At 62.4% G+C, this 12,893-nt stretch carries 9 protein-coding genes and 1 pseudogene; 1 reads left to right on the top strand and 9 read right to left on the bottom strand.

The features are described 5' to 3' along the window. Positions 1-251: 251 nt before the first annotated feature. Positions 252-1,679 (bottom strand): helix-turn-helix domain-containing protein, encoded by a 1,428-nt coding sequence (locus PZH32_RS03785; protein WP_275206304.1) that lies wholly within the window; start codon positions 1,677-1,679, stop codon positions 252-254. Positions 1,680-1,823: 144 nt separating this feature from the next. Further along, positions 1,824-3,449: an FAD-binding protein gene (locus PZH32_RS03780; RefSeq protein ID WP_275206303.1), complete on the bottom strand. Its 1,626-nt coding sequence runs from the start codon at positions 3,447-3,449 to the stop codon at positions 1,824-1,826. A gap of 257 nt (positions 3,450-3,706) precedes the next feature. Here PZH32_RS03780 and PZH32_RS14215 point away from each other — a divergent pair. Further along, positions 3,707-4,006, top strand: a pseudogene (locus tag PZH32_RS14215) (DUF1016 N-terminal domain-containing protein); the annotation flags it as partial. A 57-nt stretch (positions 4,007-4,063) separates the two neighbouring features. Here the strand turns inward: PZH32_RS14215 and PZH32_RS03775 are convergent. The 7 genes from PZH32_RS03775 to leuC all read right to left on the bottom strand — a co-directional run bounded on the left by PZH32_RS03775 (position 4,064) and on the right by leuC (position 12,758). Next, positions 4,064-6,241 carry a Tat pathway signal sequence gene (locus tag PZH32_RS03775; protein WP_275206302.1) on the bottom strand — a complete coding sequence of 726 codons (2,178 nt, stop codon included), beginning with the start codon at positions 6,239-6,241 and terminating at the stop codon, positions 4,064-4,066. Positions 6,242-6,533: 292 nt separating this feature from the next. After that, complete coding sequence (gene hisS / locus PZH32_RS03770; RefSeq protein ID WP_275206301.1) at positions 6,534-7,850, bottom strand: histidine--tRNA ligase; 1,317 nt, start codon at positions 7,848-7,850, stop codon at positions 6,534-6,536. Between the two features lie 139 nt (positions 7,851-7,989). Beyond that, positions 7,990-8,967, bottom strand: coding sequence for a fibronectin type III domain-containing protein (locus PZH32_RS03765; RefSeq protein WP_275206300.1), 978 nt, complete (start codon positions 8,965-8,967; stop codon positions 7,990-7,992). 328 nt (positions 8,968-9,295) lie between these two features. After that, entirely contained in the window at positions 9,296-9,673 is a 378-nt protein-coding gene (locus tag PZH32_RS03760; protein ID WP_275206299.1) for a NifB/NifX family molybdenum-iron cluster-binding protein, read from the bottom strand. Positions 9,674-9,867: 194 nt separating this feature from the next. Continuing rightward, positions 9,868-10,977, bottom strand: coding sequence for a 3-isopropylmalate dehydrogenase (gene leuB / locus PZH32_RS03755; RefSeq protein ID WP_275206298.1), 1,110 nt, complete (start codon positions 10,975-10,977; stop codon positions 9,868-9,870). 4 nt (positions 10,978-10,981) lie between these two features. Then, positions 10,982-11,482 carry a 3-isopropylmalate dehydratase small subunit gene (gene leuD / locus PZH32_RS03750; RefSeq protein ID WP_275206297.1) on the bottom strand — a complete coding sequence of 167 codons (501 nt, stop codon included), beginning with the start codon at positions 11,480-11,482 and terminating at the stop codon, positions 10,982-10,984. 10 nt (positions 11,483-11,492) lie between these two features. Further along, on the bottom strand, positions 11,493-12,758 hold the full coding sequence (gene leuC / locus PZH32_RS03745; protein ID WP_275206296.1) for a 3-isopropylmalate dehydratase large subunit: 1,266 nt from the start codon (positions 12,756-12,758) through the stop codon (positions 11,493-11,495). Positions 12,759-12,893: the final 135 nt, after the last annotated feature.

Here is a 12,893-nt window from a genome sequence, read left to right as displayed (position 1 = left end):
GGAGGCCGCACGAATTCACGGAAGCGAATCTTGTCGACCACCTCGGCGGGCCGCTTGCGCGATTAAACCGGCCGCGTTCCCTTCCGGGACGCCTTCGGTGCCTGCTGTCTTAAGTAGCGGAACAGTTCTGTTCGGTTGCTGCTGATTTGAGCAGCTTGTCTAGTATAGGGCGAAGAACGGCGCCGTCAAGAGGCCGAGGGCACCTCTTCAAAAAATGTCCGCGGACGGCCGGGGTGGCCCTTGGTCGCCCCTTACGCCCGCTGAGCAATCCCCATAACCTCGAAAAGTTCCTTACGGGAGTTGACCCCCACCTTTTCGTAGATATGGCGCGTGTGGGCCTTGAACGTGCCCTCGGCAATGAACAGCTCCTGCTGGATGACGCGCCCGGTCTTTCCCTCGGCCAGCAGCGCCAGCACCTCGGTTTCGCGCGGGCTCAGGCGGTAGGTCTCCGCCAGTTCCTGGACGCGCACGGCCGTCTGCTCCTCTTCTTCCGTGCGCTCCACCAGGCCGCCGGCATCCAGGATGCCCACGCCCCACTTGCTGGCCAGCTCTTTCTCCGAGAACAGCAGCACCGTGGCCGCCAGGATGAGCACGCCCACAATAGCTGTCACGACCACGTTCTCAGTAGCTGCCGGCAGCCCCAAAAGCTCCAGCCCGTCGGTGGCCGCCCCGCCCAGCACCTGGAACAGCTGCTCGGCATTCTTCACCGCCATAAACGCCACAATGGCCACGCCCATGCGCTTGGAGATGTCGTAGAGCAGAAACATGACCAGGAACGACATGAGCGAGAAGCTGATGGAAATAAGCCAGCTGGACGCCGCGCTACCCAGCAGGCTCTCGGCGGGCACCAGCAAAAAGCCGCACACCATGAGCACCACGGGCGAACGGTACAAAAGCCCGATGTTAAAGCGCTTCGAGGCGAAGTACGCCGTCAAGAACAAGACCGCCATCAGCACAAACGTAGAAACCGACGAATGCTGACCGGCCTCAGCCGTCAGCTGGTTGGCGCGCATGCCGTAGGCAAACGCGTACAAGCCGTAGAGCGCGAACAGCTTCCACGGATAGGAGAACTTCGGCACACCGCGCTTGGGACGCTCGGCTGTCGGGACCTGGCCATAGGCGTTCTGCAGGTAGAGCGCCGCCAGCACCGGCAAGAGCACCAGCGCCGCTTGGGCGGCCACGCCCGTCATCGATTGGCAGAAGAACGTGATCACCGTGCCCAGCAGCATGGCCGCGGACAGGAACAAGAAGATGCGCAGCAAGCTGAAGGTGGCCAGCACCTCGGCCGCCAGCAGCAGAAACAGCCCATAGCCCAGACCTGCCGCCAACGACCCGATTATCATCAGCGGCAACGAAAGCGCGGGCAGCCACCACGCTGCCACACAGCACAGCGACGCCACCACCATACCAGCCGCCGAGGCCGCCTTCACCCATCGGTTTTCGTTCAAGGGAATAAATCGCCGAAAGCACAGCACCAGCAAGAGGCTGATGGCAATGTAGGCCGCATCGAACGTGAGGTGCGGATCGAAGCTCCACGGCACCTCCGCCAGCACCGCCGCGTCCGTTCCCGTAAAGGTAAGCGTCGCCCAGGCGCGGGCGCACCCGTAGGCCACAATATAGAGGCGGCCGCCCGCCATCAGCGCACGGCGCTCCGCCGCGCTTTCGCGTTCCCCGAGCACTGCCTCCCCTTCCCCATTGCTTAACAAGAAGTCAATTGTTCAAGGAGTCAATTTTTGCACAAAAGGCCGGCGACCTGCAACGGTCGCCGGCCCGGAGGGAAGGCGCCAAGCCTGGGGAGGGAGCAGCTCGGCGTTCGGGATAGCCTAGAGGCCAGCCACGTAACGGCCCGTGGCAAAGCCGGTGGTGATGGCGCGGCCTACGGACAGGCCCTCGATGTCCATCGGGTAGTTGCTGTTGCCGAAGAACGGGCCAGAGGCGTTGCCCACGGCGAACAGGCCCTCGATCGGCTGCATATCGGCATCGAGGCACTGGAAGTGGTCGTCGCACCACAAGCCGTCCACCAGCGCGTCGATGTTGTTGGCGCCGCGGGGCACCGCGTAGCAGGGAGCCTCGATGGGCACCATGTACTCGTCGCGCTTGCCGAAGTCCTCGTCGCCCTTGCCGGCCCTCACCAGCTCGTTGTAGCGGTTGATGGACTCCACAATGGCCTCGACGGTGTAGTCGTGGGCCCACTGCTCCTGGTCGGCATAGGCAATCATGTTGGCGGCCAGCTCCTCCAGGGTGTCGCCCTTGATCCAAGCCTCGGGATCCACGTTGCGGTAGGCGTTGTGGATGGAGATGTCGGAGAAGTCCTTCCACTCCTCGTAGTGCTCTTCCCAATTCGTGGGCACAATGGAGAAGAACTTCACGGCAGTGGAGTCGGCAAAGTCGACCTCGGCCAGGTACTTGTTGGTGAACTCGTTCAGGTAGCCCATGCGGCAGCAGCCCTCGTCCATGAAGCGCTTGCCGTGACGGTCCAGGAACAGGTAGGGCATCTCGAAGCGCACCTTCGGGCCCTCGCCGTGCACCATCTTAGTATGGGAGGCGGGGCACATCTGAGCGCCGGCCCACAGAGCAGCCTTCAGACCCGTGCCGTTGCGGAAGTCCACGGCCTGATGCAGGCCCTTCGCGTCGGGGGTGAAGAACTCCAGCATCTCGGAGTCGCCCACATAGTCGCCGGCGGCCATGATGACGCCCTTAGCGGCCTTCAGCAGGATGTGCGAGCCGTCGGCCGTCTCGCCGATGGCACCGGCCACGCGACCGTCCTCCACGTACAGCTGCACGCAGGGAGTCTCGAAGAAGATCTCGGCGCCCTCGGCCTGCACGGCATCGCCGATGATGAGCGCGCCCTTCTGGTGGCCCTCGTCATGGAAGTAAGTGTTGGCATGGAAGAACACCTCGTGGCCGTTGCAGTTCACCGTGTAGTCGTAGGGCTGCGACTCGCTGCCGCCCTGAGCGGCCGCCTCGGCCCACCAGGCCAGGGCTTCCTGGGAGTTGCGGGCCCAGGTTTCCACCTGGCCCATGTTGGCGCGATAGTCGCTCTTGTAGTTGATAAAGGAAAGCGCGGCCTTGATACCTGCTTCGCTGGTCTTGGTCAGGTCGATGGAGGCACCCATGTTGCCCGCGGTCTGCACAATGGACAGGCTCTGCAACGCACCGACGGTGGCACCAGCCTCCAGCGCAGCGTGCATGGCGGAAAGGCCCGACTCGCCGGCGCCCACCACTACAACGTCGAACTCATGGGTCTCGGCGAAGTCGGTGATCTCCGCCGGCTTCTGCAGGAAGCTGGGGCCCATATAGGTAGAGCCGTCCTCGGCGGCGACGCTGCCGGTGTTGGCCAGCTTCGGCTGTCCGCAACCGGCCAGCGCGCCGGCAGTGGCGACGCCCATGGCGGCCAGGCCGCCGAACTTGAACAGGTCACGACGAGATACGTTCTTTGCGTTGCTCATGGCAGGTTCCCTTCCCTCTTAAGGATGTTGCGTTGGCTCGCCGCGAGTCGCTCTTTTTGCGTGTCCCGTCGGCGACGACACCCACTATGGCCTGCGGCTCAAAATCCCGCATCGACCAACGAGGAAAAAGAAGTTTAAAGCTTTAAACCACCCTATAAACCTTCCGTTTGAACTGGGAAAACGTAAGTTTGATTTTTAAACCTTCAAGCAATCAAAAAACCTGGCAATCATTCTTCGTTTAACAGCAGCAAGGCGGCAAACGAGCAGAGTACGGACAGCGCCTAGTTGCAGAGTTGGCGGAGCGCCTGACGGCAGATTTCGGGAAGGGGTTCGACAAGCGCAACCTCTGGAATACGAGATCGTTCTATCTAGCTTTTCCGAAAGTGAACGCACTGCGTACACAATTGAGCTGGACACACTACAGGGCGCTTCTCAAGGTAAAAGATCCGGAAGCGCGTATCTGGTACATGAACGAATGCGCCGATGCAAATTGGAGCACGCGTCAACTCGAACGGCAAATAGAAGAAGGCACCCCCGGGGAATGCATCCCAGAATAAACAAACGGGCGACCCCACAGGGTCGCCCGTTTAACTTGCCGAATGATCTCGCCAGCTCTAGGCAGCCTTGTTGCCCTCGGCTGCCCCTGCGGCGGCGTCAGTGGCGGCGTCGCCCTCGGCGGCTGCGGCGGCGTTCTGGGTGTCGGTGCCGTCGGCCACTTGCTCCGGCGTCTGGGCCGCACCGTTGTCCTCTACCACATCGTCTTGGGGCTCGCCCGAGGCGTTCTCGGCAGGCTTGCCATCGGCCCCCAGAATCTCATAGGCCGGGCTCACGTTGGAGCCAGCAGCCTCCACGTAGGTGAAGTTGATGGAGTCGCCCTCCTTGTAGCCCACAATGTCCAGCAGGCCGGGCAACGCAAAGTCGAAGACCGAGCCGTCCTCCCCTTCTACGGTCACGTAGAAGTGCGTGTTGCCGTCGATGACCGCCTGGTTCATGGAGCGGATAGTGCCCTTCACGGTTACCACATCGGTGGCGCCGTCCTCGCCCTCGGCCACCACGCCATTGGTAGCCAGCAGCGCCTCGTAGGCTTTCTGGGTGTCGGCCACCGTGTCGCCCACGGCCACGTTCTGGTAGCGCTGGATGTCGATCATGGCGAACTTCTTCACCAGACCGGCGCCGTCCTTCAGCGCCATGAAGTAGGTGGGCTGGTTCGACACGTTGATCAGCAGCGGGAAGGTGGCGGTGTAGCGCAAGTTCTGCACCTGGCCCTCGGCCGAGTTCATGGCCGAGTCCTCGGTGGCGCCGGACACGCTGTAGAAATGCGATTCCTGGGTGCGCTGGTTCACCAGCACAAAGCCGATAATGGAGTTGTCGGCCGTGGCCGAGGTGACGCCGGTGTAGACCCACACGTCATCGTCCTTGGCCAGGTAGTTGTAGCCCAGAGTGCCGTCGGTACCCGGCGTAGTGCGCACCACGCCCTCCTGGCCCAGGAACGAGTTGAACCAACCGTTGTTGTAAGAGCCCCACCAGTTGTACTGCTGGATAAGCAGCTCGGCCGGGAACACACGGTCCACCCACTCGGGGCAGTCCTCCACAGCCAAATCCTGTGTCTCGCCCGTAGTGGCGTCGCACAGCACCACGCGGCTGATGGTCTGGCCGCCGAAGAGACCGATGGTGAAGTCCTTCACGGGGCAGATCCACCAGGGGTGACCATCATCGTCAATCTCGAAGGATTTCTCGTCGAACATGTAGAAGGGGTACTTCAGCTGCACATGCCGATCGATGTTGCGCACCAGAGGCTCGCTCTGGGAATAGTAGATAGGACTGTCGCCCAACCGCACAATCTCAGCATCCTGAGTGGTCATGTTCACCAGCGCATAGGCCGGAATGCCGCCCTCGCGGTTCGTGAACCACTTGAACAGGTCGGCGTAGTTCAGCGGGCTCACGCGCACCGGCGTACCCTGATAGTTGATCTGCGAGTACAGGCTCGACACCTCGAACTGGCTGACGTACTCGGGAATGGAGCCCATCTCGCGGCTGCCCAGCAAAATGGCCGAGTCGCGATCGATAACGGGAATCTCGTTGTAGTTGACTTCCTTGATGTCCTGAGCAAACTCCAGGGTGTCGGTCTTCAGCACATTGGAGTACTTCTCGGCGTTGCCCGGGAAGATGGCCATGGACATAACCGCGCCGATGGCCACCAGCACCACCACGGCAATGGGAATAAACGAAAGCGCTCGGAAGGTCTTCGCCTTGCCCTCATTCTGGGTAATTTCCTTGGTGCCCGTGCGGTACTGCTTCGACTTCATCCAGAAGAACAGGAACACCGGCAGCAGGATGACGATGAACACGAAGGTCCAGAAGTCCGTCGAATGAATGTTGATAGCCGGATGGAACCACCAATAGGCGCCAGCAATAACCAGCAAGGCCACAATAATAAGCAGCACCAGGGTCTTCTTGCCCGGCAGATGGAAGTCGTTCGCCAGGAACTCGAAGCTCACCGGGCCGTCGCCGTCGCCCGAGCCGCCCTTGCCGCCGTCATGGCCGCTGCCTCCGCCGAAGCCACCAAAGCCACTGAAGGGGAAACCTCCGAAGCCGCCCACGCCGCCACGGGAGCCCGAAGCCCCGCGACCGCCCTGCGAGCCGCCGGCACCGGCGGCCGCCGCGCCCGCTCCCGCAGCCCCCGAGGAAGCCCCATCGGCCCCAGCGCCACCAGCGCCCGAACCCACGTTGTCGGTGTTCATGCCCGACTGCTGAAGCGCCTCCAGCAGGGCATCCAAACCAGATTTTGCCACGTAACTCATCCTCTCTTGATGCGCGTCCGGAGCAATCCCTCGGACGCTCCCGACGGCCGATCGGACGGCTCGGTCCCCGCCACGTCGCACCGTCGAGCGCGGGCCCCTTCGCCCGCTAAAGGTTTCGTGACACCATACCAGAACGGCTCCCTGTCCCCAGGGAGCCGTTAAAGACCCGAAAGAAAAACCGCAAGCGCAGGCGGGCAACATCACCGGCCAAGGGCGCTAAAGGTCGGCACGCCGGACAGCACTCCGCCAGCGGACGGCCGTCAGCCAAACGCCACGCCCATGGCTAGAGAATCGCACGGCCCATCTCGCCCACCACGTCTTCCAGACGCACCTGGGCCTCGGTGTGGGTGCCCATGTCGCGCAAGGTCACCTCGCCGCGAGCCAGCTCGTCGGGACCGAGCACCGCCACGCGGGCCGCTCCCAGCTTGTCGGCCAGTTTGAACTGGCTCTTCAGGCTGCGATGCTGGTGGTCCATCTCGGTGGCGAACCCGGCGTCGCGGCACTCCTGCACCAAGGCGAAGGCGCGAGCGCGCACCGAATCGTCCACGCAGGCCACGAACAGCTCGCAGTGCTGGGCCTTCGGGAACTCGTAGCCTGCCGCTTCCAAGGCCAGCACGCAGCGCTCGAAGCCCAGGGCGAAGCCCAGACCCGGCGTGGGGCGGCCGCCCACTTCCTCGGCCAGCTTGTCGTAGCGCCCACCGCCACCGATGGCATTCTGGGCGCCCATACCGTTGTCCACCTGCACCTCGAACACTGTGCGCGTGTAGTAGTCCAAGCCACGCACCAGGCGATAGTCCTCTTCGTAGGCAATGCCCGCACCGTCCAGCAGCGCCTTCACCGCGCCGTAGTGCTCCAGGCACTCGTCGCACAGGTGATCGGTGATCTTCGGCGCGTTCTCCATAACGGCAGCGCACTGGGGGTTCTTGCAGTCGAAGGCGCGCAGGGGGTTCACCTGGGCGCGTTCGTTGCAGGTGTCGCACAGCTCGTCGGCGTGCTCGTCCATGTAGGCCTTCACCAAGTCGCGGTAAGCGGGACGGCACTGCTCGCAGCCCATGGAGTTCAGCAGCAGGCGCATAGAATCGCGAGGAATGCCGATCTTCTCGTAGAAGCGCATGAGCATGATGATGGCCTCGGCATCGATGGTGGGGTCTTCGGCCCCCAGACATTCGACACCCACCTGATTGAACTGGCGCTGGCGACCCTTTTGCGGACGCTCGGCACGGAACATGGGACCGGCGTACATAAGCTTCGCCGGAGCGGCACCCTGGGGCACCAGGTCGTGCTGCACCACGGCGCGCACGGTGCCAGCCGTGCCCTCGGGACGCAGGCTCAGGCGGCTTTTCGCCTTGGGGGCCTTCCCCTCCTCCACCCAGCGGCGTAAGTTCTCGCCGGAGATGGCGGTGAACATTTCCTTGGACACCACATCGGTGGCCTCGCCGATGCCGCGGACGAACAGCTCGGTCTGCTCGATGATGGGCGTGTCGATGGGCAGGTAGCCGTAGCGCCCGAAAATATCGGCCGCCGTCTGCTTGAAGTAGTTCCAGAACAGCGCCTCGTCAGGCAGAAGATCGCGCGTTCCCTCCGGTGCATTGATGGCCATAACCCGTCCTTTATCTCGTCAAGCGCCCCGCGGCGCCACCATCGGCGCACCGTGGGGCACACCGCCTTCAGTCAAACAAAAAAACGCGCGCCTGCCGCCAAGGCAAGCGCGCGTCTATTGTAGCGCATAAAAGCAGTCGTTAATTCTTGTACGTCTGCGAAACGCTGGAGCCCTTTACATTCCAAATGTAGTTCAAGCCCGTATCGTATTTGCCCTTCTTGGCCACAACATACACGTAGTACTTCTTCTTAGGGCTGAACTTCGCCTTCCCCAGCTTCTTCACCGTGGCCGAAGATTTGGAGGACTTCACCGTGGCAACCTTCTTATAGCCGCTCTTGGCCTTGGTGGACACGTATACCTCATAGCTGGAAGCGCCGCTAATCTTGTTCCAGGTTACCGTCAGCTTGTTGCCAGAAACCTTGGTCTTTTTGGCGTTGAGCATCGGCTGGGTGAACAGATAGGCCTTCTTGGACCAGCCGGACCAGCCCCATTGATCATGCACGCGCATCTGCACGGTATACATGATGTTGTTCTTCACACCGCTTACTTCGTAGGTGTTCCTAATGTACTTGTCAGAACCCTTTTTGAACACCTTGCCGTTGCTAACGCGGCACACCTTGTACTCCACCTTGTCGGCAGCGCTCTGCTTGTTCCAGGTGAAATCCACCTTGTTGATGTAGTGCCACCACTTATCCTGCTTCACGCCCGTCGGCGTGGCAACACGCGAGGCGACGTCACCATAAAGACGCGAAGAGAACTCGTTACCCGAATAGGTGCTCTTGTACGTATAGTCAATCTTTACATTGTACTTCGTACCCGCTTTAAGACCCGGAATCGTAAAGGACGTTTGCGTCACCGGAACTGCTTGAGAATGGTTCGGCTCTTCGTAGCCTTCGCCCCATCTAACGACATAAGACGTCGTCTCGTAGCTGGAGCTGCCCTCGTAAGGATCAGCCCACTCAATAGTTGCCGAGCTAGTCGTCGCGGCCGTCTGATTAATGCCAGCGGCATAGGCCTTTGCGGGCGCCACGGCGGCCCAGGCCACGCACAGCGCCGTTGCCAACGCTGCGGCCAGCAGGACGAACCCTCCCCTCGCCAACTTCTTTGTGCTCTCCATAGCATCCTCCTCGATCAGATCGAATTATTAGTCGATCGCTACATTATAGGGGATGGAAGGAGCCCTTCGATGCACGGGGACACTTTGACGTGGTGTCATTTGTTCTTGCGTCAAGCCATGCCGTAGGCCATCACCCTCATGCCATCGCTAACCGCTATGATCGCTGTCGCACGCGTTGACAAACAGCCCAGGCCAGCACGCCACCGCGCTGTCGGGCGTCTCGACGCCCCGCCTTGCCTCAACGCAAAACGACCCCCGGCGTTTCCGCCGGGGGCCGTCCACAATGCATCTGCATCACCTTCAGGAAGTAAAGCCCGAAAACTTTCTCCTAGTGATGCTGGCAAGCTTGGGAGGGATCCATGATCGGAGCCTCGCCGGCGGCTACGGCCGCGGCGGCGTCGGCCACCACGGGGTGGACGTTGTCGAAGTAGACGGTAATGCCTGCCTGATTGAAGCCCATCAGAGGACGACCGCCCATGCCAGCGGCCACGATGGCGTCCACACCCTCGCCCGCCAGCAGGCCCACGGGGCGCAGGCATCCACCAGACTCGTGGGGCGGATTCTCCACCACGCCAGTTTCCTCGGACACCACGCCATCCTCAATGGTGACGATGGTGAAGCGATCGCAGTGGCCGAAATGGCCGGCGCGCGTGGCCTGAAGACCCGCCTCGCCCATGGTGGGAACAGCCAGTTTGATAGTAGCCATAAGCTTTCCTCTCTCGAAGCATGTATCGCTTCCATTCAACGGGAAATTGCAGGTCGCGTCAAGCGCGGCCACACAAATGGCACCGTCAGGCGGCGCCCCTCCCCTCCAATCAGCCAACATCGTGCGCGCAAAAAAGGGGATGCCCGCAGGCATCCCCTTAGTAGCTTCAGCGCTTTGGACCTACCGCGAAAGCGCTACAGGCGCTCCACAATCAGATCGCCCATGGCCACGGTACCGACAATCTTGTCGGCCGGGGTTTCGGCGTCTTTGATGTCGCCGGTGCGCCAGCCCTCGTCGAGCACCTGGGTCACGGCGCGACGAATGTCGTCGGCGGCCTCGCCCATGTCGAAGCTGTAGCGCAGCATCATTTCCACGGACAGAATCTGCGCCAGCGGATTGGCAATGCCCTGGCCCGCAATGTCCGGCGCGCTGCCGTGGCTGGGCTCGTACAGTGCCACGCCGTCTCCCATGGACGCGCTGGCCAGCATACCCAGCGAGCCTGTGATCTGGGCCGCCTCGTCGGACAGGATGTCGCCGAACATGTTCTCGGTCACCACCACGTCGAAGTCGGCCGGGCGGTTGATCAGCTGCATGGCGGTGTTGTCCACCAACAGGTCCTCCAGCTCCACGTCGGCATAGGCCTCGTCGTGCACGCGGTGCACAATCTCGCGCCACAGACGGCTCGTCTCCAGCACGTTGGCCTTGTCCACGCTGGTCACCTTGTTCTTGCGCTTGCGGGCAATCTCGAAGGCCTGACGGGCAATGCGCTCGATCTCGTACTCCGAGTACTCCAGCGTGTCGTAGGCGCGCTGGCCCTTGGTGCCGTTCGGACCGGCGCCGTCCTCGTCGTAGAAGCGCTCGCGCATACCGAAGTACAAGCCGCCGGTCAGCTCGCGCACAATCATCATGTCCACGCCGTCCACAATCTCGGGCTTCAGCGTGGAAGCGTCGGCCAGGGCGTTGAAGATCTGCACGGGACGCAAGTTCGTGTACAGGCCCAACTCCTTGCGAATACCCAGCAGGCCCTGCTCGGGACGGGGGGCGTTCGGATCAGTGGTGTCCCACTTGGGACCGCCCACGGCCGCCAGCAGCACGGCGTCGGAAGCGCGGGCCGCGTCCAGCGTGGCAGCGGGCAGCGGCTCGCCGGTCTCGTCGATGGCAATGCCGCCGATGAGCGCGTCGGTGTACTCGAAAGCGGTGTCGTACTTCGCGCCCACGGCGTTCAGCACCTTCACGCCTTCGGCAATAATTTCCGGGCCAATGCCGTCGCCGGCCAAAAGGCAAATCTTGTAGGTTGCGGTCATGCTCTTACGCCTCCTCAGCGAACTTCTTCTGCCAACGCTCCACCAGGCCGCCGGCCTCGATAATCTCGGCGATGAACGGCGGGAAGGGCTGTGCGGTGAAGGTCTGGCCCGTCGTCTCGTCGGTGATGACGCCCGCGTCGGCGTCCACGCTCACCACGTCGCCGTTGCTGATGGCGTCCACGGCCTCGGGGCACTCCATAATGGCCAGGCCGGTGTTGATGGCGTTGCGGTAGAAAATACGGGCGAAGCTCTTGGCAATGACCACGTCCACGCCCGCCGCCTTGATGGCAATGGGGGCGTGCTCGCGAGAACTGCCACAGCCGAAGTTCTCGTCGGCCACAATGATGTCGCCGGGCTGCACGTTGTTCACGAACTCCACGTCCAGATCCTCCAGGCAGTGCTTCGCCAGCTCGGCCGGATCGGAGGTGTTCAGATAGCGGGCCGGGATGATGACGTCGGTGTCGATGTCGCGCCCGTAGCGGTGCACGGTTCCTTTGAATTGCATGGGTTCCCTCCTAGTCCAGATCCTCGGGCAGGCCAATGTGGCCCAGCACGGCGGACGCAGCGGCCACGGCCGGCGAGGACAGGTACACCTCGCTGGTGGGATCGCCCATGCGGCCGACGAAGTTGCGGTTGGTGGTGGCAATGGCGCGCTCGCCCGCGGCCAGAATGCCCATGTAGCCGCCCAGGCACGGCCCGCAGGTGGGCGTGGACACGGCGCAGTGAGCGTCGATGAAGATGTCCATAAGCCCCTCGGCGATGCACTGCTGGTACACCTTCTGAGTGGCGGGGATGACAATGCAGCGCACATCCGGGTGCACGGTACGGCCCTTCAGCACCGCTGCGGCCTGGCGCATGTCAGCCAAACGGCCGTTGGTGCAGCTGCCGATGACAGCCTGGTCGATCTTCACGTCGCGGGCCTCGGACACGGGGCGCGTGTTGGAGGGCAGGTGCGGGAAGGCCACGGTCGGCACAATGTCGGCCGCGTCAATCTCGATGACCTGAGCGAATTCCGCATCGTCGTCGGAATAGTACGCGGTATAGGGACGCTCGGCGCGCTCATCCAGGTAGGCACGGGTAATGTCGTCCACCGGGATCAGGCCCGCCTTGCCGCCGGCCTCGATGGCCATGTTGGAGATGGACAGGCGCTCGTCCATGGGCATGGACTCGATAGCGCTGCCCGTGAACTCCATGGCCTTGTACAGCGCACCGTCCACGCCGATCATGCCGATGATATGCAGGATGACGTCCTTGCCCGTCACGCCCGGGGCCAGTTGCCCGTCGATGACGAACTTAATGGTCTCGGGCACCTTGAACCAGGCCTTGCCCGTGGCCATGCCCACGCCCACATCGGTGGAGCCCATGCCCGTGGACAGGGCGCCCAGGGCACCGTAGGTGCAGGTGTGGCTGTCGGCGCCGATGATCAGGTCGCCAGCGCCCACCACGCCCTGCTCGGGCAGCAGGGCGTGCTCAACGCCCATGCAACCCACCTCGTAGTAGTGGGTAATGCCCTGCTCGCGCACGAAATCGCGCACGATCTTGGCCTGCTCGGCACTCTTGATGTCCTTGTTGGGGGTATAGTGATCGGGCACCAGGGCAATTTTCTCGGGGTCGAACACCTTCCCCGTCAGCTCGCGCACCTTGGCAATGGCAATGGGGGCCGTAATGTCGTTGGCCAGCACCAAATCGAGATCACACTCGATCAGCTGCCCCGGCTCAACTTCGTCCAGCCCCGCATGGGCGGCGAGGATCTTCTCCGCCATGGTCATAGGACGGGCCATACGCTCTCCTTCTTCTCGCGGGGTAATGTCTTCTCTCAAACGGACACATTTTAGCACTGCCCCCATGGCAAACAGACGCCCTCCCAGCAAGTAGCCAGCAAAATCGCCGTTTTCGCCATCAACGGCCTCTCAGCA

The organism is Adlercreutzia equolifaciens, assembly GCF_029076695.1.
Lineage (GTDB): Bacteria > Actinomycetota > Coriobacteriia > Coriobacteriales > Eggerthellaceae > Adlercreutzia > Adlercreutzia equolifaciens_A.
The sequence above is the reverse complement of the archived record's forward strand: the minus strand, read 5'-3'. Positions and strand labels throughout refer to the sequence as shown.

Excerpts from the sequence above, each read along its gene's own strand:
- PZH32_RS03780 (WP_275206303.1), bottom strand. The coding sequence starts at position 3,449 with ATGAGCAACGCAAAGAACGTATCTCGTCGTGACCTGTTCAAGTTCGGC.
- hisS (WP_275206301.1), bottom strand. The coding sequence starts at position 7,850 with ATGGCCATCAATGCACCGGAGGGAACGCGCGATCTTCTGCCTGACGAG.
- PZH32_RS03765 (WP_275206300.1), bottom strand. The coding sequence starts at position 8,967 with ATGGAGAGCACAAAGAAGTTGGCGAGGGGAGGGTTCGTCCTGCTGGCC.
- PZH32_RS03760 (WP_275206299.1), bottom strand. The coding sequence starts at position 9,673 with ATGGCTACTATCAAACTGGCTGTTCCCACCATGGGCGAGGCGGGTCTT.
- leuB (WP_275206298.1), bottom strand. The coding sequence starts at position 10,977 with ATGACCGCAACCTACAAGATTTGCCTTTTGGCCGGCGACGGCATTGGC.
- leuD (WP_275206297.1), bottom strand. The coding sequence starts at position 11,482 with ATGCAATTCAAAGGAACCGTGCACCGCTACGGGCGCGACATCGACACC.
- leuC (WP_275206296.1), bottom strand. The coding sequence starts at position 12,758 with ATGGCCCGTCCTATGACCATGGCGGAGAAGATCCTCGCCGCCCATGCG.